Below are 25,336 nucleotides of genomic sequence, written 5' to 3'. Positions count from 1 at the left end.
CACCTTCTTTAAACCTTTGGAAGATTGATAACCTATTTTTTAAACACCCAGTATTTCTGCATTAAAAAATTAAAACCAAGTGAAACAAGAATTTCGACTATAATTTTCGAATAATACGGGTTCACTGAAAGATGATCGACTAAAAAGAATATACCTGTTGATTTTAAAAATATGCTGCCTATAACAACCACAACAAATTTCCCCAATTGCGGACCAACAGGGGCGCTCGTGCTATCAAACGTCCAATATCGATTTATCGTAAAATTAACAACAGCTCCTAATGAGCCACTGATGATGTTTGATATGTAAGCCGTAAATCCGAAGATCTGTATGCCAATGGTATAGATAGCAAAATCAAATAGTCCACCTAGAAAAGCAGACACCTGCGCTTTCCCAAAGGAAAGAAAAAAATCACGTATTTTTGCTTTACGCTTCTCTTTCATTTGTCGCAATCCCTTTGTTTTTCTTTTCCTCCCAGTCTCGCTCATCCCCCATATCCAATAATTTTTTGGTATCTATGCAATTGATAATGAACAAAGAAATACAAATAATAATCACAAGATAATTAATACTTCCGACGAAAATGACTTCACATAAAAGGACTGCGCATATAATCACCCGAATCTCCGTAGGCCCCAGCAAACCCGCATCAATTGTATATTTATCCGTAATTCGGTAGCGTAATTGCGAAATAATCATCGCCCAACCATACAACGCGACTAAAGCAAAACCTGAATATTTAAAATCACCAGTCGCATAAAACACGTACCCCAATCCTATCATCACGGTACTGATCCAGTCCATGACGATATCCAATGCAAAGCCATACCATTTACGCGATTTGTTACGATAATAAGCAATACGCCCATCTAATGAATCACCAAACCACTGCACAAAAAATCCCACAATTCCTAACAGCAACCAAGGACGCGCTACATATTCCGCTAAAAGAAAGCTTCCCAGAATCATAAATGAACCAAACAATCCGATAGCTGTCAAACCATCAGACGAAATCCAACTAGGAATGCGTGGCACCAAATAAGAAATTAACTTTTGTTCTCCAGAACTTAACACATTTGTTCTCTTCCGGTCTTGGAAGAGTTTTTTATTTATTTTTTGACTCATCATACGGTCTTTAAAACCAATTGTTTTTTTTGTACCAACGCAAGCTATCTGCCAATCCACTACTTAAATCATATTGCGGATGGTATCCTAGCCTTTTCTCAGCAAGCCTAATATCACATCCCCAATTCTCTGCAGTTAACTCTCCTAACCGTTCAGGATAAATAACGGGGGTTTTGGAAGAATTACGATATAACCATTGTGAAATCTGCGCTACTGTTTTAACTATCCTATAGGGCACATGAACACGAACAAGCTTTCTACGGAATGTTTTTTTAAAAATTTCCGCCATTTCATATCGCGAATAAACATGACCGTCCGATATATTAAAGACAGTTAATCCCTCTTGTGAAGACACACAAGCCCTAAGTAAAACATCCACTAAATCCTTTACATATACAAAGGAAAGCTTTTGAGGCGCTTTCCCAACATAAGCATCAAGTCCTTTATTCATAGTGTTAAACAGAATAAAAAGGTCTTTCTCACGCGGCCCGTACACCGCTGTAGGCCTGATGATCGTAACAGGCTTCTCAGCAAATTTAGCACGAATCATCTTTTCAGCTTCCCGTTTACTACGTCCATACATAGTCACGGGATTATAAGGTGTATCTTCCGTTATCAACTCATCAAGATAACCCACCGGTCCAACAGCTGCCAAGCTGCTTACAAATATAAAGCGCACAGGCTGTTGCGATGCGTGAAAAACAGCGTCCAACAGTCGCTCGGTCACTCCTACATTCACCGCTATCATTTCCGCTTCCGATTTCGCTTTTGTCATCGCTGCGGCGTGTATAACATAATCATACTTTTCGGAAGAGAATAATGCTGCTAATGAGCTTGACTCATTAAAATCCGGATAAACAAATTTTTCGATAAATGGTTCGATATCGGCAACTTGACTGGACCGGCGTACAGCGGCATGTACTACGTAACCGGCTTCAAATGCCGCAGAAACTAAATGAAAGCCTACAAAACCACTCGCACCAGTTATTAGAATCTTTCTCTTCATATCGCTTTCTCGTACAGACGATAGCGCTTATAGAATTCGGCGTTAATCTGTTCAATGGCGTGGTTCATCATATAGTTGTCGTCCAACATCCAAGAACATTCTGCGCCCTCAATCCCAGATGGAATTGCGTTTTTTATAATACGGCCATACAGGCAAGCCTCTATACCCAATTTTCGATATCCCTCTAATACCCCTAACATCAAAACTCGAATCATTTTGATCTTTTTCAGGCCAAAAAGCAATTTGAATATGCCGAATGGTAATAGCCTACCTCTCTTTAAACGGATCAAAATTTCATTAATATTCGGAATCCCTAACGCAAAACCGACAATCTCGTCGCCCCGCTCCGCCACAATACAGTACTTGGGGTCTACAATCATCTTTAACTCTTTAGCGGTATAATCAAATTCTTCATCCGTCATCGGAACAAAACCTAAGTTTTTATCCCAAGCTTTATTATACACCGCTTTTATTTTCTTCGCTTCGTTCGCAAAATCTTTTAAATTGATCTGACGTAGGATGATACCCGACCTCCGCAATCTTTCCTCTAATCTCTCTAACAGAAGCACTGAACGCCGATTGGCTGTTTCCGTTGTGACAAGATAGGCACGTAAATCTACCTTTTTGCCGTAACCAGCATGCTCAATCAGATCTAGATAATAACGAGGATTATAAGGCATCATCACCATGGGCGGTCTATCAAAGCCGTCTACCAGAAGTCCACAAGTGTCATTTGTTGTGAGGTTAATAGGCCCAACGATACAAGTACCTCCTTTGGACTTTACCCATTCTGCAGCTGTATCGAGTAATTTATTCGCTACGGCCTGGTCATTAATGGATTCAAAGAAACCGAATTGTCCTTCGGATACTTTATTAAAAGCATTGTGATTGGTATTCCATATCGCCAAAACACGTCCTACGATGTTCCCGTCTTTATAAGCAAGAAAAGGTTGCGCTGACGAGTGTTTATAGAATGGGTGTTTACGGGGAGAGAGTAAGTCCTGTTGCCCTAAAAACAATTCGGGCACATAATTTGGATCTTTGGCATACAAATCGTGTGGCAAATCGATAAATTGAGCGATTTGCTTCTCTGTTTGAACAGGAATTATCTCTATCATTTCCTTAACTTATGAAAGACTCGACTTCCAATGTCTTGAACACTTTCGACATTTTGTCTACGGCTTCGTCTATTTGTTCAAAAGTATGCGTTGCCATCAATGAAAAGCGTATAAGAGACTCCTCCGCAGGCACTGCCGGAGCAACAACAGGATTAACGAAAACACCATTGTCTTGAAGCATTTTCGTAACATAATATGTTTTGTCGTTATTACGGATAAAAATCGGCAAGATTGGACTTTCGGTAAATCCTAAATCGAAACCTTGTTCAAGCAAAAGCCCTTTGGCATAATTCGTATTTGCCCACAATTTTTCTATATGCTCCGGCTCGGTCTGAATAATTTCAAGTGCCTTTAACGTTGAAGCTACTGAAGCTGGTGTCATACTGGCGCTGAACATCAACGAACGTGCACGATGTTTTAGATATTCAATGGTATCCGCATCTGCCGCTACAAAACCACCCAACGACGCCAACGACTTACTGAACGTACCCATAATCAAATCGACTTTATCAGTCAATCCGAAGTGAGAAGCTGTACCGGCTCCTTTATCGCCTATCACCCCTAAACTATGAGCATCATCACACAAAATTGCCGCATCGTATTCATCAGCTACGGCGACTAGTTCAGGAAGCTTTACGATATCGCCTTCCATACTGAAAATACCATCTGTCGCAATTAGCTTAAAGCTATCTTCAGGAAGTCTAGCAATCTTAGAGCGTAAATCATCCATATCGTTATGCGCGTATTTGATGACTTTGGAAAACGACAATCTACTTCCGTCGATAATGGAAGCATGATCTCTTTCGTCTAATAATATATAATCATTACGCCCAGTTAGGCACGATAACGGTCCCAAATTAGATTGAAAACCTGTACTGAATAATATCGCAGCCTCTTTACCTACATAACTTGCTAATTTTTCTTCCAATTCTACATGGATATCTAATGTTCCATTTAGAAAACGAGACCCCGCACACCCGGTACCATATTTCTCCAACGCATCCTGCGAAGCCTGTATGATTCTCGTATCTGTTGTCAAACCTAAATAAGAGTTTGAGCCGAACATCAACACACGTCTGCCATCAATCAAAACCTCCGTATCCTGTTTAGATTGAATAGGTCTAAAATAAGCGTAAAGATTATTAGACTTAATTGGCTCTAGTTCACTCTTTAGGAACTTAGATGTTCTTTCACTTAACTTTCCCTTACTCATACTGTAGGTGTTTGTATTCTATGTGACATAATTTCTATAACGCAAGTTAATTTAACTTTTGACTTTTTTTAATTAATCGTCAAAAATAAATTAAAAAACAAAAATACACAATTCCCTTCCCAATCAAGCCGCTAACCATATTAATGTTATTAATTGACGACTCCATAGGACTCCGCTTGCATATTTGCAGTCCAAAAAAACCGGAGCAAACATACAAAATTCTCCCGATTGAATAGTATTTAAAAACCATATAAATATCATAAAATTAAATTATTGTTAAGATATTACCAACAGTTTATCACGAAAAGTTCTATAAACCTATAAAATCTTTATTTTTGCGTTTAAATCAATTTGAAATGGCGATATCGGCAAATATAAATATCAAGAACAAACGCGCATCTTTTGAATATCATCTGTTGGATAAATATATAGCAGGGATCTGTTTGTTAGGAACCGAAATCAAGTCTATCCGACAAGGAAAAGCGAATATAAACGATAGCTTCTGTGCTTTTTTTGAAGATGGCTTATACATTCGCAATATGCATATTGCAGAATATTCATTTGGCTCTTTCTACAACCATGAGGCGAAAAGAGACCGTCAGCTTTTGTTGACCAAAAAGGAACTGAAAAAGTTAAAGGAAAAAGGCGAGGAAAAGGGTTTCACCATTGTTCCGCTACGAATTTTTATCAATGAAAGGGGCTACGCTAAAGTAGAAGTAGCCTTAGCACAAGGGAAAAAAGATTTCGATAAACGAGAGACTATCAAAGAACGGGAAAGCAAAAGGGAACTCGACCGCGCGATGAAAAGGTAGCGGGTCCCTTTTTTATATGATTGCGTATTTTCCTGAGGTGATCCCCCCACGCTGTCTAAACAGACGAACGAAATAATTTACATCGGAAAAACCCGAAGAAAAACAAGCTTCTTTAACACTACCGGATTGTTTCAATACCTTTTTAGCGTATGCAATAGATAAGATAGTCGGGGGGGGGGGATCCAGCGTCAACAACAGGAGTTATTCCAAATCTAATCCCTGCAAAACAGGAATGGGCTTCTTGTCTTCATCCAACGCGACAAAAGTAAACATACCTTGAATAGCCAGTTCTCTCCCCTCCTCATACATCTTCTCCAAAAAAATAGCTACTTTTACTTTTACGCTCGTTCTCCCCACGCTATGTACACGTGCAATAGCCTCGATAATACTTCCATTCGGTATAGCTTTCTCGAAATCAATCCGATCCGTTGAAACTGTTACCAGACGCTTACGACAAAACCGCGTTGCCGCCATAAACGATACCTCGTCCATAATCGCCATGGCCTTCCCACCAAATAACGTATCGTGATGGTTTGTCAAAAAAGGGAACACGGTCGTACAGACCCGTGTTTCTGATTCTTCTATTCTTTCTTCTAATGTCATTTTATCAAGATCACTGTATCAAGTAGATTCCACATCAATTCCAATACCTTTCAACAATAACGATGCATTGAAAATCGTACAGCGTCCATGTTTCAATTTATAATCAAAAAGCATTTCCCCTTCTTCTACGCGAATATCAAAATGGTAGTTTTGCACGTCACCTACATTTTCCTCTTCAAGTGACGCCAGTTGCAAATCATGGGTTGCCACCATTCCCTTACCCTCCATAGCATTCAACTTCCGGATAATAGCTCGAGATCCTAGATATTTATCCACCGAGTTGGTCCCGCGCAACATTTCATCAATAAGAAAAAAACTGTCTCTATCCTGTTTCACAGTATCCAATATAAACTTCATCCTATCCAGTTCTGCTTTAAAGGTAGAGGTACTTTCATTTAGAGAATCTCGTATCCGCATATAGGAAATAATATTATATATAGGCAATTTAAATGTAGCCGCACATGTTACTGCTCCTGCATAAGCCAAAACCGCGTTAATACCAATGGTACGAAGAAACGTACTTTTGCCAGCCATATTCGATCCGGTAATCAAGGCAATACGATGGTGCTCGTTACTGTAATCATTTGCTACAGATTGCGATGCTGGAATCAACGGATGCGCAATTTCCACTGCCAAAATTTTGTCGTCCGCCGTACTGCTTAATAATTCGGGAGTTGTCCAAGAAGGATGGTTGCGCTTTAATATTGCCAATGAGTTTAGCGCTTCAAATTCCGCAATAGCATCAAATGCTTCCAGAATATCTGCTTCGTACTTCGATTTCCACTGCACAATCTTCATCACGTATTTAAAATCCCACAGCAAAATAATATTGAGGATTGCGCCCATGAGCATATTATTTCGTGCATCTAGATTGTTGATAAGTTTTGATAGTTCCCGAAAGGCACCAGATAGTGGCATCCCTTCAACGCCTAATTGTTGTTGCAGCCGTTGGTTTTCTGTCGCCACAAATACCTTCGTTTCTATCAAGGTCAATCCTTCCGCATAGGCTGCCAAAATTTGCCCCACTTTATCTATCCTGCTGGAAAACAAACCTACTTTGCCCGCCAATCCTAATGTCCAAAACAAATGTATTAATCCCAATAACAACAATCCCGTCCATATAGGCGTCACAAACAGCGAAAATAACACACCCGCTAGTAAGATAAAAGGAGCGGCAGGTACGTACAAGCGCATAAATGCATTACCAAATGCTAAACTAGATCCCTCAAAATAACGCAACAAAAAGGTTTTGACTTCTATTTTCTGATGGACATTGAACAAGAGCCTCGACTGGAAGTTTTGACTCCAGTCTAAATCTTCGGCTATCTCCGCTATTGCTCTTTGCCTGTCTTCTATTTCCTGCTTCGTAGACGCATGTTTTAACCAATTGGCTAATTTAACTATGCCTAAAGCCGTCGCACACCGATTGACCAATGAAAACAAAGAGAATTGGCCGAAAATATCCAAATCTGATGTATAGGGATGGCGACCATCTTCAAAATTTGCACCATCGCTATAAAGTGTCTGACGGGTATCCCGCAACGTTATTTCATTTTCATTAACCTTTAAAAAAGCCTCTGCCTCGGCATGTTGTTTTTCCAACTTACTCTGCCGTCTTATTAGGAACGCAAACACGAATACAATGGTTAGAACGGCTAATAATAACAACAATAGATTTTCCTGCTGAACCAGATAAAATAATAAAGCACCGCCGCCAATTATGACAAATAAACGAGCAAAACTATTTTGATTTATCGATTTATGGAGACGCTGAATTTCTTCTTCCGTCCTTTGAATACGTTCTTGATATTTTTTGTAGATCATTCTTATAAATATTCTTACCCTTACCAGGCTTGGTCTCCTACCAATGGTACGAAACGGAAGGTGTCTAATTCTATACGTTCAAAATCGTTTTCTCCTATACGCAAAATGGTCACCATTTTCTGGGATTTCTCATCTCCTACCGGAATAACTAACAGCCCCCCGTATTTTAATTGCTTCAGCATCACTTCGGGTACAAAAGGAGCTCCAGCGGTTACAATAATTTTATCATACGGAGCATGTTCTGGAACACCTCGCGAGCCATCTCCTAAAAAAAAATGAGGATTATATCCCATGTAAGGCAACACCTGAATGGTTCGACGGTATAAATTTTCTTGGCGCTCAATGGTGTATACATCCGCTCCTAATTCCATCAAAATACAACTTTGATATCCCGATCCTGTCCCAATTTCCAATATTTTATCTCCTTTTTTGACATGGAGCAATTCGGATTGATAAGCAACCGTATACGGTTGCGAGATGGTTTGACCGTCACCTATAGGAAACGCAATATCTCGATAGGCTTGATTCCAGAAGGTTTCATCAAAGAAAAAATGACGAGGCACTTTTCCGATAGCCTGCAATACACGCTTATCCTCTATTCCTCGTTTTTCTAACTGTTTTACGAGTTGCTTTCTAGCGCCTCTTTCGCGGTAGTTGTCTACAAACTTATAAGCCATTATATCCCAAAAATACCATTGTTAATAGACATTTCATCTATTAAAGTGCAAAATGTTTAAGTTCAATACGATAAAAAAATATACTTTCGCTATATTTGCAACATAACCGTCTCTAAATATTTAGATATCTTGAGACAAAACATATCAAATTAAAACCCATGAGGAAATCCATTCTTTTATTATTCACCATTTTCATACAATTAATCGCCATTGCACAAGTGTCACCCAAAGACGATGATGTTATCAAAATTTTAGCAATAGGCAATAGCTTCTCAGAAGATGGCATTGAGAATTACTTGCATGATCTAGGATCAAGCACTGGAAAAAAGATGGTCATCGGTAATCTTTATATTGGTGGTGCACCCTTATCCTTGCACGTAAAGAACGCTAATGAAAACGCGGCGAAATACCAATTCCGCAAAACTGAGCTTGACGGTAAAAAGATGACAACAAAGGATGTCAGTATAGCACAAGCAATAAGTGATGAAAACTGGGATTATGTAAGTTTCCAACAGGCTAGCCCACTTTCCGGTAAGTATGATGTGATTATGGAAAGCCTACCCGAACTTGTCCGTTATGTGAGAGCAAAAGTAAGTCCCGAAACACAATTTGTTTATCATCAGACTTGGGCTTATCAACATGATTCGGACCATAAAGGTTTCGCAAACTATGATCGTGACCAGTTGACAATGTATAAGGCGATTGCTGATGTCTCTAAGAAAGTATCTAAACTAGGCGATTTTAAATATATTATTCCTGCCGGTACGGCGATCCAGAATGCACGAACAAGCTCTATGGGTGATACCTTTACCCGTGATGGTTATCACCTGCAATTAGATTACGGTCGTTTTACCGCCGCATGTACATGGTATGAAAAAATCTTCGGTGAAGATGTTCGTAAAAACTCTTACAAGCCAGAGAACGTAACGGAATTACAAGCGAAAATAGCGAAAGAAGCCGCCCATAAGGCGATTAAGAAACCGTATCGTATATCCAAAATAAATAAATAGGAATAACTTGTTTCGGATGGTCTCGCATCCGAAACAAGCTATCACCTCGTCTATGACATGCTTCCGTCAGCAACTTAATCGCCAACTTCCACTCTTAACTCTTCCTTCATCACCCTTGTTCTACCGTCTAGGGTATATGCATAAGATAGCAAAAAGGAATTATAGGTTCGTCCAAAAACCGTTTCCTTATGAAATCTATTCGGATAGCTAGGATCATTATCCAATTGATTCACTTCTATATCTCCATAAGGCTCAATCCGCACGGTATTATCTTCATTAACAATAAGCACGATGGCGGTTCTATTGATATCTGCAACGGTCGACTCAAAAGCTTCTGACCCAGCAACTACCCGTACGCTGTTTTTTGTAAGTGGAAATAAGGTTTTATTCCCAGCCGTCACAATACCATCGATCATTCCGCTCATACTGTACTGATCACCATTAGTTTGGGAGGCATATTCATTCGCTATGATCACTTGATAAAGTATAGTATTTTTTTTCGCATTAATTTCCACTCCAGCGATATCTACAGCCTTTAACGATATAAAATAAGTAGAATCTGGCGATAAACCATCCGGACGTAAGCGAACCATCGTCCTACCAGTTCGCTCCCCGGCGTTAATCTGAATCTGGTAGTCGTCAATTGTATATTTGTCGCTCGGCAAAAGCTTAGCATATAAACGTTCCTCTTCATCATACAACGATCTATTATACACTTGGAGCGGTTCAGAGTTTTCTTCCAAGCTAATCACAATATCTTGCATCGTCGCATCTGTTCCTCCTACGGAAGCTGCGATGTACCCGATTACTTCGTCTCCTGTCAAGGGAACCACTTCTTCAAAAGTATTATGGTAGTCACTACTGATTAGCGCAACGACATTTTTATACATTTCTTGTTCAAACAAAGCATTGTCCTTGCACGATGAAAAAAGCAAAACAATGACTAGCGTGATAATATGATATTTTTTCATTTCGTTTTTCTTTACACTTTTATCTAATTGTATCCTGGATTCTGATCAAGAGAAGGCAACCGTCTCATTTCTGCACGTGGGATAGGAACCCAGACGGCACGTTTATTCACCACTCTCGTCAAAAAAGAAGAGGTACCAGGAATAACGCGCTGATAATAGGACTCCTTCGTAGCACCATCCGGATTCATCCCACGGATAGGTTCCCGCTCGGTTTCTTCATAGATGCCCCAACGGCGTACGTCGTAGTAACGTCTGTTCTCCCATAAAAACTCTACCATACGTTCGCGTTCGATTTGCGATTGAACTGCTGAAGGATTAGCTAGCTGTGCTTCGGTAAGCCCTGGTAGCCCGGCACGATACCTCACCCGATTGAAGGCATTTTTGATCTCGTCAATATTCCGAGATAAGCTGTACGGTTCATTATCCAGTTGAACCGTGTGGCTACCCGTCAGGTTGTTTAACGCCTCTGCATAAGAAAGTAGTATCTCCGCGTACCGGATAATAGCATAGGCTTTTTCCATATGCCGCGCTCCTGTTCCGTTAAAGGCATCCATTGGATGGTTAAACTTTTTAATGACGTAACCTGTAATTGGGTAGTTTGGCGAAGTAGCTGTCACACCGCCACGACCATCAACATCCTGGTAGTAGTATTTGGCCGTATGATTGTTTAAATTGCTACTAGACAATGCTTGCCAAATTGCTTCGTTGAAACCTATTGAAGCATAGAACCGCATTTCTCGATTCGCATACATATTGTAGACACCAGAATTCATCGGATAACCTGAAAAATTTCGCGGTTCTGTCGTAAAACCTGTTTCCGAATAATAACCATCCGGGGTTGCCTCCTCCTTCGTCCTGCCGTCATCCATTAAATAAGCATCCACCACTTTCTGCGTTACACAAAATCGTCCCCAACCGCCAAGTGATGGTGGAAAAGAGCCTTTACTAATAAATTCATTAATATAACCGGTACTTCTGCCCCAGATAATCTCTGGATTGATACGTGCCACAGCCTCTCCCGTAAAAATATCCGAATAGGAATGAAAAGCGTCAATACCACCAGCTCCGTTTGGATAGGTATTATAAAAATTTGGATCCGAAACCACACCAGTAGGGAGGGATGCCGTCTCATCATAGGCTGGCACCGTATACAGTCTGTATTGCCCCATATCCATCACACGTTTAGCTGCCGCGGCTGCTACTGCCCAACGACTTTCATCATATTGTTGAGACACATAGTGCGCACCATCTGTCTTCCGAGTCCAGTTGCCGTAATAGGATGCTGCAACCGGCCCTCCATTAAATAGTGGACTGGCATGTATCAAACGTAAACGTGCCACGAGTGCAAATGCAGCGCCCTTTGTCGGTCGTCCAAAGTCTAAGACGTTTCCTTCTTGCGGAAGCAGACGAGCGGCTTGTTCGAATTCCTCACAGGTATAATCCATCGTCTCGTCATACGTTGCTCTTGGCCGGTCATAATATTCGAGTGGTTCGTTTGTATTGATGACCTCATCACCGAGTAAAATTGCTGGACCATAATCTACTATGATATTATAGTAAGCATAAGCACGAATAAAGCGTGTATACCCCTCGAGCCGGAGTCTGTCCGCATTGGTTAGGTCTTTAGGTGTATCCAAATTTTGTAGGATGGCATTGCATTTACGGATTATCTTATAATACCTACCCCATTGATCAAGATTATAATTGCTGCCACTCGCTCCTGCTCCAAAAAAATCAGGCGTAATGTTTCCCGTCACATAATCCATCCCATAGTACACGTTATTAGATCCGCTACCGGTCAGACCATTAAAACCTTCGTCTGTTGCCATCGGTCCCGGCGTATACCCAAAACGAACTGTGTTGGATTCGTCCGGGAACATCGCGGCAGCTCCCCACATATAAGCTTCCATATTCCGCGCATTTGAAAAGACAGAGTCTATATTGAACTCATCGTCAAAATAGTTGTCTATATTCAAGTAATCCTTACAAGAACTCACTAGCACGATAGTCTGTATGATGAGCGTCACCCGGACTATGCTTTTTATAATTGAAGTTTTCATATACTATCTTTTTCTATATTAAAAATTGATATAAGTTTGCAAAGAGTAGGTTGTTGGAATTGGATACTTACGACCATTCCATGCCGCTTGCTCTGGATCAAAAATCTTCACTTTATCCCATATATAGAGATTGTTCCCTACAAATTGGAGATCCATCGAAGATATACCTATACGCTTTAAAAAATCAGGGCTGACACGGTAGTTCAATGTAACTTCCTGCAATCGAAGATAACGGGCATCGCCTTCCCAAAAAGTCGACAGCTGACTGTTATTGGCGTTGTTTCCATACTGCAACCTCGGAAAACGGGCATCTGGATTTTCGGCCAATGAGGGGTCTATCCCATGCTCCAAAGCATATTCTTTCGGTATCCAACGGTTAGCTGGGTCGGCTGCCAAAGCCAAAACATTACCTGTATTCCCCTGAAAGAAAGGCAAATACCCCATTCCGTTTGTAACATTTCTATATTCTCCTTCCCATTTGTCCCATGATGCTGGTCCTTTTTCTCTCAATGATTGACCGACGTAAAAGAAGGATGTTTTACCGGTTCCTTTGAACAATACACCGAGCGTTAGATTTTTATATCGAATTTCTCCACCAAATCCGTACATTGTCAAAGGGTAGTTGCTGTGCGTTAATGGCACTTTGTCTAATTCATCGATGATCCCATCCCCATTTACATCCTTATATTTAATATCTCCTGGTAGCACCTCTCCCCAAGCTTGCTTCGGACTATATTTAATATCAGACTCATCTTTAAACAATCCGATGGCCTGATAACCACGAAGCGAATTATGCGGAAAGCCGTTCCGTTCCAGATAAGGGTACTCCAAGTAGGCTTCTTCCCAATTTTGCACTACATTTTTCGAGTAGGTAAAGTTACCTCGCACGGTAAACCCGAGATTTGGTGAAAGATCGGCCGAGTAACTAACACTACCATCTGCACCCGAACTTTTCATACGCCCGACGTTTGCAAATGGGTTTGAAATAACACCCACATATTCTGGAACCTGAACCCTCTGCTGGAAAATTCCGTTACGCTGGTCCTCGAAGAAATCCACTACGAATTCTACTTTATTGTTCAAGAATTTGCCCTCTATTCCGACATTTGATTTGATAGCTCTTTCCCATGCCAAGTTATCTGCTCCTATACGAGTCTCGGTGATAGTTTCGATATCATCTATTCCCCAAACGTTTCCAGTACCTTGATTAACCTTTGTCAAATAAGGAAAACGGATGTCCGTTATCCGATCGTTCCCAACCGAACCGTAGGATCCTCTAATTTTAAAATAATTCAACCAAGGCATATTCTCTTGTACGTATTGGTATCCGGTAGGCACCCACCCCAACGCAACCGAGGGAAAAAAACCATACTGTCTACCTGGTTGGAAATTCTCCGATCCGGTATATCCAAAATTCATATCCAGTAAGTAAATATCTTTATAGCCATAGGTAAAACGACTGGACACCCCTTGATAGCGTAACGGAATAGCCTCCAGACTGCTTTTGGCATCCTTCGTATCTTTTGCGTCACTGACATAATAATAAACTAAAGCAGACGTCCGGTGATCCTCATTGAATACTCTTTCGTAATTCAGTACTGATTCAAGATGGTATTTACGATATTGACGTACCATAGGGTCGCTATATCGGGCAGCTTGTTCCTGAACAGTTTCCTGCATAATAAGTGCTCCGTTATAATCTCTTCCTTGTGCCCTAAATAGAGCGGGTTGTATATACCTTCTTTCCTTAAAGAAGCTATGTATATCGTAAGCGCCTTGCGCGCGAAACTTCAGCCCATCTAACACAAAGGATAGATCCTGATTTAAGGCAAGAGTAGCTTTTCCTTTGTAGGTTTGTTCGGAAGCTTGCCCTGTCCGATTAATCATGACATACGGCGAGGATAAATCTTCCCCACCCAGTCCAGGCAAGAGTCCATTGGAATACTGTGTGGGGATTGCTAATGGGGTGAGTCTGGATTGTGCCCCCCAGATATAGTCAGTATTGGCCACACCTGGTTGCTTTAGTACAGAAAGAAAGCCATCAGAACCAAGAAACACCTCCGTTGTTGGGGTTAGATTCATATTTAAGTTTATCCGATAATTATAGGTACTGAACCCCACATTGGAGCTATATACACTATTTTCATCGACCTTATAGGCGGCGGTCTCATTTCTTCCACCTAAACTCAAGAAGTATCGTGCTACTTCAGAACCTCCACGACCACTTACGTAATAACTCTGTCTCCAAAAATCTTTGTTTAGGATTTCATCTTGCCAGCTGACATCTGGATACATATCCAAATCCAACCCATCGCGGATAATGCCCATCTCTGTTTGATTATATAAAGGTACACCACCACGGATAACGCTCGCCTCATTCGCCAACTGGGCGTAGTCGTAGGCTCGCAAATATTCTGGCAAACGGTGGAGACTTGATAAGGTAGCGTTTGCGCGTGCTGTAATCTGAATACGATCCACCAGACCCCGCTTCGTCGTCACCATCACCACACCATTTGCACCCCGCACGCCGTACACAGCTGTAGCCGCGGCATCCTTTAAAATGGAAAAACTTTCGATATCTGCAGGATCAATGGTATTCAAGTCTCCTTCCAAACCATCGATTAAAACGAGGGCGCTCGCATTTGCTCCAAAAGTGCCGATTCCCCGAATCCAGAAGTCGGCAATATTCGCTCCTGGCTCCCCACTCGTTTGGAGGGAAATGACCCCCGGCGCCCTTCCTCCCAACAGATTGGTTAACGAAGGGGCTGGTGACTGCAAGTCCTTCACATCTACCGTCGTAATCGCTCCGACTGAACTGATCTTTCGCTGCACATTTTGCAAGCCAACCACCATCACTTCTTCGATATCCTCACTGGCTTCGACAAGCGTGACCGTTAAATCCAAATCCGTACCAATCACTACATGCTCAGAGGTCTCATAACCTACATACGTGAACACTAATTTATCTCCATATAAGGCTTTCAAGGTGTATCGTCCCGTGTTATCTGTTGATGCGCTACCAGCCGGACGATCTTTGATATATATCGAAACATTTGACAAAGGTTGGCCTGAGGCGTCCATTACTATTCCGGCGACCGTTAACTCTTCAGTTTGTTGTGCAGACGCTGCCTGCGACCAAAAGAACAGGGGAAACAGGCAAAAAATCTGTATAAATCTTATTTTCATTATTCTTATTATAGCAGTTGGTTATTCGATAACTAGTTTACGGATTCGTGCATTAGTCCAGTCGGCGATATATATATCCCCTTGTTCATTAACAGCCACACCCCACGGCTGATTAAACAAGGACTCTATGGGACCACCGTCTTTATAGCCCGGGGTACCCGGTTGGCCTGCGACTGTAGTGACGATATTATCCGCGGATACCATCCGGATACAATGATTGCCATAGTCCGCGACAAACATATTTCCATCATTATCAAACTTGATGTCCTTCGGGTAATTGAAGAGCGCCTCTTCCAGTGGACCATCGCGGAACGCACTTCCGCCAGGGGCGTTTAGGCGTTTAAACCCTTGATCAATGTATTCCGGACGAAGGTCCAAAACCGATATCCCCTGCCTATAGTCCGTCGGATTGGCATTGGAATGTAACGTCATATACAACAACCAAGGTTTAGCCGGATTAATCGCCTGTCCGTATTGTGATCCCGTAGGTCCTTGGTGAACAATGGTCGCTTCTAATGTTTCGGGATTTATCCTAGCCACTTTTCCATCACGAAAACGCGTATAAAGGTTGCCATCCCATGATGAAAATGTGATAAAATTATTATAGCGGTCAGCATCCACGATGGAATTCAGATCTGACCTAGAAAATTTCATGTTCTTTTGGCGTGGGTACCAAGCCTCTCGTGGATCAAAAGTAAACATCACTTCCTTTACAGATTCGTGGGCAGCCGTCAACATACCAGTTGCACGATCCACCGTCAATCCATTAGCGTACAATACTCTTTCAGCAGTTGTTTTCGCTTCAATAAGTGACGTCACGATATTTTGCTGCTCATTAATGCGGGCTACTCCCCAACTCCCTCCATCTCGCCAAGACATAAATATATTGCCTTCCGCATCTAGCTCTAAGTACTTACCATATACCTGTGCTGCAGAAAGTGGACCAGGCAAAAAGGCTTGTTCTCCATTACCTGTGACGGTCGTTACTTGTGCTTGGGTACGGTAAACAAAAGCGTTCTCGTAGACCACTGAATCGTCTCCCACAACCACTGAAATACGGGGGGTTTCACCAGGAAGACGTGGAACAATAGCGTAGATACGCTCGCCACTGGAAGAAATAACTGATGCTTTTGCCCTATTAAAATAAACTTTAATAGCCTTCGAATCCGTTCCGAAGTTCGCTCCATCCAAAAGAATTTTGTCACGAGCTCCACCTTCTGTAGGATAAAAAGATGTCAGTACAACTGGTTTTGAGGAATCGTACGCTTTGTTAGCAGTATACTCATCACCATCTTTGCACGAAATAAAAAACAAAATCAATGCCGTTGACCAACACGAGAAAATAATTTGGGATCGACAAAAAAACAATCTATACTTCATAATTAATATTGAGTTATTAGTAGGTGTAAACACCATTCTTTGTATGACCGCAAAACTAGCCTTACATTATTAACTATATATTAACTATACATAAAGAATCGATTGCCTTTTCCCTTCTTGCTTCGAAAAGAACAAACCTATAGAAGACAATAACTTTCTTCAAAAAAAGAGCAAAAAAAACCTGCTAATTAGCAGGTAAATATCGATTTATCAAATAATAAAAGGAATCAATCAATTGGCAACTTCGCCAATATCTTTTTCACAGATTGTTCGAAATTAAGGAGTCCGTTGCGTTCCTTATTGATAAAGTCGTTATCTTTCAGATGACCAATGACTTCTTCCATTTCTTCATAGGAATCATAAACCATCTGTTTAAATGGGTTTTGATAGTCCTTAGAACGCGAACCCTCAATCTCGGCAAAAATCCAGCGGCGGGTCTCCAGTGCTTGTTCCATTAGCTCCCTCATAAATTGATCATCCCAAAATGACGGGCTTTTACTTGTCACCTCTGCCAACGAAGCAATGGCATGTTCAAACTTATCTTCGATATATACGTCACTCCAGGTATGATAACAGGCGTGTGCGTCCTTCCACGACGAAATCTTGTTGTTGCGAATATCTTTTAATAAAGTTTCTAATTTTGTTTTTGGCACCAGCTGCCCACCAATATTCTCAAATAAACTGCGTGCCGTCGGAATAGAAGAGATACGTGTCTGCAAATTGGCAAATGAGGATTTTTCCAAAAAGGCAATTATTTGCGTCGCAGCGTAATAGCGAATCATTCGCTGATATGTCACATACGCTTCTTTGGGTTTTGCCAATACAACCTTTCTTCTGGAAAACTCTACGTTGTCTAATAAAATATCTTTTCCTGCGAGTTGTTCATTAGACAATAAGATACGTTTGCCCAAATCTTGTATGTCTGATTCCGTACTTTCGTTGCTGTATGCGTTGCCAACGGCCCTTTCAATTTCTGTTAGCGCATCAAACATTTCATTCACGGTGTCTGGTGCCAATACGTCATACTCGATATATTGATTTTTGAATTTCCGTTTGTCGCGGGATTGAAACTTTGATGTATTACGCATCATAGCGTACATATTATATAGAAACCAATATGCAGGCAAGACAATCAAACGATTGGTATCGACCTCATTGCTCACCAAACAGAACGGAAACCGTATATTCAATTCATGCAAGAAGTCTCCTTTCACAATAAGCGTATATGATGCGAAACGGGAATTGTGCTTGAGACTTACGCATAAACCTGGCCAAAACCCACGTCCAGCAATGATTTCACCATCCGCTGCTCTCGAATTGTGGTTGGATCCTACCGTAGCACCTGCCGCCATATTACTCTGCCCTTTCACTAGTGCTGCGCAAAGAAATGAATTGTTGTGATGCTGTTCGTGTGCCGGAAAAATCAATGAATTTAAAACCTCACAACAGGAAATCGTGGAATTGTCTCCTAAAAAAGAGTTAATCAACCGGGCACCATATTTCAATTGGGAATTAGAAGACAAGATAAAACGAACAGCCTTAACTCCGTAGAAGATACGACATCCATACCCAATAATACCATTTACCAGTTCACAGCCCTCTCCTATTTGTGTATAAGATTCTGCAGACGAATTAATAGTAAGGTTCTTCAGTTTATTTACCCCTTTTACATAAGCATGTGAACCCATTTTTATATCTTTAATGGTATGCGTATTCTTGACCACGGAATGATGACCGATCTCACTATAAAAACCATGATGGGGCGAGAATTGCGCTTCCATCATTTCTTGAAAACGACGTTGCAATTCTCGATCATTTCTGTATCGGGACCACAGATAAACGTCACCTGCCTGCATACCATCAAAAGGCAATACAGAACGACCTCCATTTTCATTACAAAGCTCTAGGCGAATCCGACGTTCTTCGACATCATCTGTTTTCAGAATACCATTCCCGAATTTCGCTCCGCTGCTAGTTTCCATTTCAGAAATATTCGCCAGCATCACTTCCTCGCCGATAATATAATGTGCCATATAACGTACATTGTGTACCGCAACCGTGGCACCAAAATCACAGCTGACAACCGTGGAGTTGTATATTCCACAAGGCAAGCGGAGGTCGCGAAAGTTCAGATACACATCATCCATATCGCCGATGCGTACCAAACCATAAAATTTAGAATGTTGGATTTGTTCAGGGATAAACTTATCAGTGACCAAAACGTGATCCCAATTATTGGAATAGTTATCATTTCTGACTAGAATTTTAATCTCTTCTTGTGTCAGATTTCGGAACCTCCCATTGTCAGAGAACTGTTGATTACGAAAATAATACTCGTCACCATGTTGCAAGTAGGCCTCGGGAATAAAATGGTATCCTAAATCATTAAGTTTTTCTTTTATTATTTTTGACATGCCTCCTTATTCAACAGTTACCGATTTTGCCAGATTTCTAGGTTTATCCACATCCAGCCCTCTGTTCACCCCGATGTAATAAGACAAGAGTTGAAGGGGAATCACCGACAAGATAGGTGCAATGATTTCATGCACCTGCGGCACCTCCATCACGTCATCTGCCAATTCAGGAACGACCTCATCACCATGCGATATCACCGCGATCACCTTTCCTTTACGGGCTTTTATCTCTTGGATATTACTCACAATCTTCTCGTGATAAGGATCTTTCGTGGCAACGAACACCACCGGCAGTTCTTCGTCTACCAAGGCAATCGGACCATGTTTCATCTCAGCCGCCGGATAACCTTCGGCATGTATATAGGATATTTCTTTCAGTTTCAAGGCGCCCTCTAAGGCTATCGGAAAGTTATACCCACGACCGAGGTACAGGAAATCGCGCGCGGAAGCGTACTTATCTGCAATCGCGCGAATCTTCGCATCTTGGTCGGCAAGAATCTCCTTCACATATTCCGGCACTTTGGCCAAATCCGTCAGCAGTTTATAGAATAGTGTGGCCTCTATCGTTCCCTTGAGTTGAGCAATTTTCAGGGCCATGAGGTAGAGTACCGCCAATTGTGCCGTGAAGGCTTTGGTGCTGGCGACACCAATTTCCGGTCCGGCATGAGTGTAAGCCCCCGCATCCGCCATACGTGCAATGGAAGAACCCACCACGTTGACCAGTCCGAAGATAGTAGCGCCCTGCTTTTTGGCATTTTCCAGCGCCACCAACGTGTCGGCGGTCTCGCCGCTTTGTGAAATCGCAATGATCACATCCTGATCAGTGATAATCGGGTTTCGATAACGGAATTCCGATGCGTACTCTACCTCCACGTTGACACGGCAGAGCTCTTCGATCACGTATTCCGCCAGCAATCCGGCATGCCAGCTGGTGCCACAAGCGACGATAATAATCCGGTTTGCTTGCTGGATTTTATCTGCAATCTTATCGATACCGCTTAGTGTCACGGAAGCTTGCTCAGCATCCATACGGCCACGCAAAGAATCAAAAATCGTTTGCGGTTGTTCGAAAATTTCTTTTAGCATAAAATGATCGAAGCCGCCTTTTTCGATCGCAGCCAGTTCCAAATCAAGTTTCTGTACAAATGGCGTAATACGTTCGTTTCCGAGATTTTTTAGAATCAACTCATCCGGACGTACAATGGCTAACTCGTAATCATTAATATAGACAACCTCTTTTGTATAAGCCAACATAGGCGAAGCGTCGGACCCTAAATAGTGCGCATTCACTCCTATCCCTATAACTAATGGGCTTCCCTTTCGCGCCGCAATAATGGTATCTGGCAAATCCTTATCTAAGAGTAGGATCACATAAGCCCCTACAACTCTTTTCAATGCGATTCTCACCGCTTCCTCTAGCGAACATTCGTTATTTATTTTGATATCTTCGATAAAATTCACCAGGACTTCAGAATCGGTATCGCTTTTGAATGTATAGCCTTTTTGAAGAAGCTCGCTTTTTAGCTGTGCGTAGTTTTCTATGATACCGTTATGTATCATGGCGATATTGCCTGAATTGGACGAATGGGGATGGGCATTTCTGTCAGACGGTTCCCCATGTGTTGCCCAACGTGTATGCCCAATCCCTATTGTTGCTTGGATATTTTTTCCATAAACGGATTCTTCCAAAGCAGATACCTTTCCTTCTTTTTTATAAACTTCAATTGAATTTCCGGTATGTAGGGCCACACCTGCACTATCGTAGCCTCTGTATTCCAATTTTTTTAATCCGTCAATAAGTACCGGATATGCTAGGTTGCTACCTACGTAACCAACGATTCCACACATAATTTTTCAATAGTTTTATTTTAAATAGGGGGGTAAATATAAAAAATTTACCAATGCAATCGATTGATTAACGATTTTTTAACAGAAAAACTACAGCTAGTTTTCTATAGCTAGCGATATCAGCCGGGGCTTTAGCTTTTAAAAGATTTCGTACGTTTTTAATTTGCCTCTAGGACGCGTCGCAACTGGAACGCTCGCTTCGCTCACGTCCCTAGGTTGCTCAAGTGGATCTCGAGAGAATCCTCCATGGCCCGAGCGAGTATTCGTTCCAGTTGTTACTCACCCTTATTTAACCTCGAGTGTTTATAACCATATACAAAATACAGTACCAGTCCTACTGCCAACCAAATTAAAAATATAATCCAATTACTCGCACCGAGCTGACTCATTAGGTAAAGATTGATCAAAATTCCTATAACAGGTAACAAGGAAAACCTATACTTAAATCCCATGATGGCCAATATCAACCAGACTAACCAGAAAATCACCAACAAAGATTTATGCTCTACAATTTCCAACCAAGGCATTTTTTTCCACTCTTGTAGTGCACCTTGTCCATAACGATAGATGATGATCCAAGCAACAACAAAACCCAGCCCGATCAAATATTTCCCGTTGATGTAAGGCACTTTGAATTTAGATTTTGCAGACAATCCAGTATAATCCATATACAGCACACCACCACATACCAGGATAAATGCGAAGAATGTTCCCACACTGGTCAAATCAACGAAAAAGTCCATTTTAAAAAATAATGACGGTATCGCTACCACAACTCCCGTAACGATAGTTGCAAAAGAAGGAGTGCGGTACTTCGGATGCACACGCGCAAACTTTTTCCATAGCAAACCATCTCGGCTCATCGTCATCCATATTCTCGGCTGCGCCAATTGATACACCACTAATGCACTAGTAATGGCCACAACCGAAGTAACCGATACAATGCCCGCCATGTGGTCAAAACCCACATACTTAAATACAAATGCCAAGGGATCTTTCACGTTCAGCTCTGTATAGTTTACCATCCCTGTCAAAACCAAGGTAATGGCTACATACAATATCGTACATATTACCAAACATAGAATCATTGCCCGTGGCAGATCACGTTGCGGATTCTTACACTCTTCCGCTGTTGTAGATATCGAATCAAATCCGATAAATGCGAAGAACACGGCCGCTACCGACCCCATTACACCCGGAATGCCATTGGGCATAAAAGGTGTCCAGTTCTCAGGCGTAATAAAGAAAATTCCTCCGGCAATTACCAACAAAATAATCCCCACTTTAACAGCGACCATAATATTACTTGCCCGCTGCGATTCTTTAATACCGATATATACCAACCAAGTTACCAACACTGTAATTAAACCTGCGGGTAAATCAAAAATAATCGGCACTTCACCCACTCGAGGAGCGGACTGATAAGCGTACAACCCCACCTTATCCCCGGCACTTAGGGCGTTCATTCCTTCCGAAAGAAACTTTTCATGGGCATCGATGGCGTACCCAGGAGCCATCACCAGCCACTTCGGAATATGTACGCCGAAACCCTCCAGCATCGAAACGAAATATTGAGACCAAGAAATGGCAACTACTGTATTGGACACCGCGTACTCTAAAACTAAAGCCCACCCAATAATCCAGGCAAAGAGTTCTCCAAAAGTTACATAAGCATAGGTATACGCACTTCCCGATACGGGAACAGTACTAGCAAATTGTGCGTATGCCAGTGCCGTAAATACACAAGCAAAGGCTACAAAAACAAAGAGCAAAGAAATCGCAGGACCTCCCTCGTAACTGGCTAGTCCAATAGTACTAAATATCCCCGCGCCTACTATAGCCGCAATCCCAAGTGAAACTAAATCACGAACGCCCAACACTTTGGCAAGTCCCGTTCCTTGTTGAGCATCTGCGATTATCTGATCGACACTCTTCTTGCGGAAAAGTTTGTTCATCATATATTTTTCTCTAGGTAGAAGGGTACGAATGTTAACTTTATCATCCGGCAAAAATGATAAAAATAACCCAAACTAGACCATTTTATCTTGTATCTCATGGAAGATATCCATATAGTTCAACAGATGCTGCTCTCTATACAATTGCAGGCACGCTGTTAGTCTGTCTCGATCTTCTGCAGTACTTTCAAATGTCCAAACCCGTCTACATATATTGAAAAGTGCATAAGAAAGATTGTTTATATCAGCATAGCCCAATATATACCGAGAAGTCACAAAACGCTGATAAAAAATCAAAAAACGCTCGACATCCACTTCCCCTATAGTCCGTATATACCTTTCTATGGTCGCTTTCTGAACGTGCTCTAAATGCTCGTATAATCTATTGGGATTGACAAGAGTATGGTCTATTAAGAGATGGTCCAGCAAAAGCTCGAGTGCAACATGAGCTAAAAAAGATGCTCGGATAGGGAGATGGGTTACTACTGGATCCAGTTTTCTTCGTAATGCGTGTGTATGGTCAAGGAAGAAACCAGATGCATGAAAAAGGCGGTCGACTTCTACATGCCTATACCAACCTTCTGATATCCACATCGTTTTAGGATGGGCAAAAAGCGTCTCTTCAAATCGCTGAGGATGAAAATTGTACCGCTTATCCACGTTCTTCAGTAAATCCGGAAGCAACGCACCTAATATCCTTTCGGAATGTGAGCTATAGCGCTCAAAATAGTAATGCGACAAAAAATTCACGAGCTCAAACTTCTTATTTATTTATCGTAAGATACGGCTTAATCTCGTATCTTTGCAATCTTAATTAAAAAAATTTAACCACAAAAAGATGAGCTTTGTAGAAGAACTACGTTGGAGAGGGATGTTACAAGATATCATGCCCGGAACTGAAGAATTACTGAATAAAGAAAAAGTTTCCGGCTATATCGGCTTCGACCCAACAGGAGATTCGTTGCATGTGGGACATTTAACGCAGATTATGACCCTCATCCACTTTCAAAATGCCGGACACAAACCTGTTGCATTGGTAGGCGGAGCTACAGGGATGATCGGGGATCCGTCTTTTAAGTCTGCCGAGCGCAATCTGTTAGATGAGGCCACATTACAGCACAATGTCACTAGTCTAAAGATGCAGCTTGCCAAATTCCTACATTTTGGGGATGGTACCAACGACGCGAAGATGGTTAATAACTACGATTGGTTCAAGGATTTTAAATTTTTGGACTTTATCCGCGATATAGGCAAGCTAATTACGGTAAATTATATGATGGCAAAAGACTCCGTAAAAAAACGCTTAGAGGGCGACAGTGGTCTTTCCTTTACTGAATTTACCTATCAACTGATACAAGGTTACGATTTTTATTATTTGTGGAAACATCACGATTGTAAAGTACAGATGGGCGGATCTGACCAATGGGGGAATATCGTAACCGGAAGCGAGCTCATTCGACGTCAGGACCAAGGGACGGCTTACGCTATTACGACCCAATTGATAAAAAAAGCAGATGGACAGAAGTTTGGCAAAACGGAGTCGGGAGCAGTCTGGTTAGATCCGAAGAAAACATCACCATACAAATTTTATCAGTTTTGGTTGAACACAACAGATGATGATGCCAAAAACTGGATTAAGATCTTTACACTGAAGACAAAAGGAGAAATTGATAGCATCATAGCAGAACACGATGCAGCTCCGCATACGCGAGCTGTGCAAAAAGCATTGGCAAAGGATATTACGATGCGCACGCATTCGGAAAAAGATTACGAAACAGCGGTTAAGACCTCAGAATTTCTATTCGGAAACGGTTCATTGGATTTTTTAGCAGAATTGAACCACAAAGGTGTATTAGAGGTTTTCGATGGAGTTCCACAGTTTGAAGTTACTGCCAACCAGCTGGCAGAAGGCATCAATGTATTGGATTTTCTGGCGGTTCATACGCAAATTTTCCCGTCAAAAGGTGAAGCACGAAAAATGCTGCAGGGGGGAGGCATCGCTATCAATAAAGAAAAAGTCAGTGACATCGAATTAACGATCGGTACCAAACACTTAATTAGCGAACGATACATCGTGGCGCAACGTGGAAAGAAAAATTACTTTTTGGTTATTGTGAAGTAAGAGACAGATCGC

At 41.6% G+C, this 25,336-nt stretch carries 19 protein-coding genes; 3 read left to right on the top strand and 16 right to left on the bottom strand.

The genetic code is table 11. The annotated features are described in order from the left end of the window. Nucleotides 1-32: 32 nt before the first annotated feature. From G5B43_RS14510 to spt, 5 genes are read right to left on the bottom strand one after another with little or no spacing between them, the layout of a single operon-like run. Nucleotides 33-443 carry a GtrA family protein gene (locus G5B43_RS14510; RefSeq protein WP_165295511.1) on the bottom strand — a complete coding sequence of 137 codons (411 nt, stop codon included), beginning with the start codon at nucleotides 441-443 and terminating at the stop codon, nucleotides 33-35. Then, on the bottom strand, nucleotides 427-1,128 hold the full coding sequence (locus G5B43_RS14505; protein WP_165295510.1) for a CDP-alcohol phosphatidyltransferase family protein: 702 nt from the start codon (nucleotides 1,126-1,128) through the stop codon (nucleotides 427-429). The genes G5B43_RS14510 and G5B43_RS14505 overlap by 17 nt, the downstream gene beginning before the upstream one ends. 7 nt (nucleotides 1,129-1,135) lie before the next feature. Next, nucleotides 1,136-2,131 carry an NAD-dependent epimerase/dehydratase family protein gene (locus G5B43_RS14500; RefSeq protein WP_165295509.1) on the bottom strand — a complete coding sequence of 332 codons (996 nt, stop codon included), beginning with the start codon at nucleotides 2,129-2,131 and terminating at the stop codon, nucleotides 1,136-1,138. Then, nucleotides 2,128-3,249 carry a hypothetical protein gene (locus G5B43_RS14495; protein ID WP_165295508.1) on the bottom strand — a complete coding sequence of 374 codons (1,122 nt, stop codon included), beginning with the start codon at nucleotides 3,247-3,249 and terminating at the stop codon, nucleotides 2,128-2,130. The genes G5B43_RS14500 and G5B43_RS14495 overlap by 4 nt, the downstream gene beginning before the upstream one ends. Nucleotides 3,250-3,253: 4 nt before the next feature. Further along, nucleotides 3,254-4,462: a serine palmitoyltransferase gene (gene spt, locus G5B43_RS14490; RefSeq protein WP_165295507.1), complete on the bottom strand. Its 1,209-nt coding sequence runs from the start codon at nucleotides 4,460-4,462 to the stop codon at nucleotides 3,254-3,256. Between the two features lie 356 nt (nucleotides 4,463-4,818). Between spt and smpB the strand changes: the two genes are divergently transcribed. Beyond that, on the top strand, nucleotides 4,819-5,274 hold the full coding sequence (smpB, locus tag G5B43_RS14485; protein WP_165295506.1) for an SsrA-binding protein SmpB: 456 nt from the start codon (nucleotides 4,819-4,821) through the stop codon (nucleotides 5,272-5,274). Between the two features lie 201 nt (nucleotides 5,275-5,475). Here smpB and G5B43_RS14480 read toward each other — a convergent pair whose 3' ends face one another. Genes G5B43_RS14480 through G5B43_RS14470 form a run of 3 tightly spaced genes read right to left on the bottom strand, consistent with a single transcriptional unit; the run spans nucleotide 5,476 to nucleotide 8,378 of the window. Continuing rightward, nucleotides 5,476-5,877: an acyl-CoA thioesterase gene (locus tag G5B43_RS14480; protein ID WP_165295505.1), complete on the bottom strand. Its 402-nt coding sequence runs from the start codon at nucleotides 5,875-5,877 to the stop codon at nucleotides 5,476-5,478. 18 nt (nucleotides 5,878-5,895) lie between these two features. Then, entirely contained in the window at nucleotides 5,896-7,701 is a 1,806-nt protein-coding gene (locus G5B43_RS14475; RefSeq protein ID WP_165295504.1) for a MutS-related protein, read from the bottom strand. A gap of 20 nt (nucleotides 7,702-7,721) precedes the next feature. Beyond that, nucleotides 7,722-8,378 (bottom strand): protein-L-isoaspartate(D-aspartate) O-methyltransferase, encoded by a 657-nt coding sequence (locus tag G5B43_RS14470; RefSeq protein ID WP_165295503.1) that lies wholly within the window; start codon nucleotides 8,376-8,378, stop codon nucleotides 7,722-7,724. Between the two features lie 158 nt (nucleotides 8,379-8,536). Here G5B43_RS14470 and G5B43_RS14465 point away from each other — a divergent pair, with 158 nt between their 5' ends. After that, nucleotides 8,537-9,388 (top strand): DUF4886 domain-containing protein, encoded by an 852-nt coding sequence (locus G5B43_RS14465; protein WP_165295502.1) that lies wholly within the window; start codon nucleotides 8,537-8,539, stop codon nucleotides 9,386-9,388. Nucleotides 9,389-9,462: 74 nt separating this feature from the next. Here G5B43_RS14465 and G5B43_RS14460 read toward each other — a convergent pair whose 3' ends face one another. From G5B43_RS14460 to G5B43_RS14425, 8 genes are all read right to left on the bottom strand, one after another. Continuing rightward, the gene (locus G5B43_RS14460) at nucleotides 9,463-10,359 is read right to left on the bottom strand and encodes a BT_3044 domain-containing protein (protein ID WP_165295501.1); all 897 of its coding nucleotides are present in this window, start codon (nucleotides 10,357-10,359) and stop codon (nucleotides 9,463-9,465) included. Between the two features lie 23 nt (nucleotides 10,360-10,382). After that, entirely contained in the window at nucleotides 10,383-12,419 is a 2,037-nt protein-coding gene (locus G5B43_RS14455; protein WP_165295500.1) for a RagB/SusD family nutrient uptake outer membrane protein, read from the bottom strand. Between the two features lie 18 nt (nucleotides 12,420-12,437). Beyond that, nucleotides 12,438-15,605 (bottom strand): SusC/RagA family TonB-linked outer membrane protein, encoded by a 3,168-nt coding sequence (locus G5B43_RS14450; RefSeq protein WP_165295499.1) that lies wholly within the window; start codon nucleotides 15,603-15,605, stop codon nucleotides 12,438-12,440. Between the two features lie 21 nt (nucleotides 15,606-15,626). Next, entirely contained in the window at nucleotides 15,627-16,985 is a 1,359-nt protein-coding gene (locus G5B43_RS14445) for an IPT/TIG domain-containing protein (protein WP_165295498.1), read from the bottom strand. 227 nt (nucleotides 16,986-17,212) lie between these two features. Beyond that, nucleotides 17,213-19,399 (bottom strand): DUF4954 family protein, encoded by a 2,187-nt coding sequence (locus tag G5B43_RS14440; RefSeq protein WP_165295497.1) that lies wholly within the window; start codon nucleotides 19,397-19,399, stop codon nucleotides 17,213-17,215. Between the two features lie 6 nt (nucleotides 19,400-19,405). Beyond that, nucleotides 19,406-21,247, bottom strand: coding sequence for a glutamine--fructose-6-phosphate transaminase (isomerizing) (glmS, locus tag G5B43_RS14435; RefSeq protein WP_165295496.1), 1,842 nt, complete (start codon nucleotides 21,245-21,247; stop codon nucleotides 19,406-19,408). Nucleotides 21,248-21,522: 275 nt separating this feature from the next. Next, nucleotides 21,523-23,205, bottom strand: a complete 1,683-nt coding sequence (locus G5B43_RS14430) for an amino acid permease (protein WP_165295495.1) — start codon at nucleotides 23,203-23,205, stop codon at nucleotides 21,523-21,525. A gap of 72 nt (nucleotides 23,206-23,277) precedes the next feature. Further along, the gene (locus tag G5B43_RS14425; protein ID WP_165295494.1) at nucleotides 23,278-23,952 is read right to left on the bottom strand and encodes a hypothetical protein; all 675 of its coding nucleotides are present in this window, start codon (nucleotides 23,950-23,952) and stop codon (nucleotides 23,278-23,280) included. A gap of 88 nt (nucleotides 23,953-24,040) precedes the next feature. Here G5B43_RS14425 and tyrS point away from each other — a divergent pair, with 88 nt between their 5' ends. Further along, on the top strand, nucleotides 24,041-25,324 hold the full coding sequence (gene tyrS, locus G5B43_RS14420; protein ID WP_165295493.1) for a tyrosine--tRNA ligase: 1,284 nt from the start codon (nucleotides 24,041-24,043) through the stop codon (nucleotides 25,322-25,324). The last annotated feature ends 12 nt before the right edge of the window (nucleotides 25,325-25,336 follow it).

The sequence above is a fragment of the Sphingobacterium sp. SGR-19 genome (assembly GCF_011043555.1).
Taxonomy (GTDB): Bacteria; Bacteroidota; Bacteroidia; order Sphingobacteriales; family Sphingobacteriaceae; genus Sphingobacterium.
This window is presented reverse-complemented; position numbering and strand designations above follow the sequence as displayed.